The organism is Halorubrum sp. SS7 (assembly GCF_005435055.1).
GTDB lineage: Archaea > Halobacteriota > Halobacteria > Halobacteriales > Haloferacaceae > Halorubrum > Halorubrum salinarum.
Window position 1 is genome coordinate 1 of record NZ_SGXV01000798.1, and the last position, 211, is coordinate 211.

1 protein-coding gene is annotated in these 211 nt (G+C 55.5%); it reads right to left on the reverse strand.

The window, feature by feature from the left end; all coding sequences use genetic code 11:
- Nucleotides 1–211: hypothetical protein (locus EXE44_RS20605; RefSeq protein WP_158293534.1), on the reverse strand; the 211-nt coding region annotated here is incomplete at both ends.

Consider the following 211-nt stretch of genomic DNA (forward strand, 5'->3'; position numbering starts at 1 on the left):
AGCACCGCGTGGAACACCTGATCGGTATAGACGCCTTCTCCCTGGTACCCTTCGCGGACGATGTTGTCAATCGCGGTCTCCACCAGTTCGCGAATATTCTGCGGCGTTTCTTCCGGCGGTGTCTCGAACTCGACCTCCTCGGCTTCAGTCGGCAGCTTGTAGTAATTGACAATAACGTCCTTCTTCTGGGCCTTGCTCTCTGTGAGTTGCT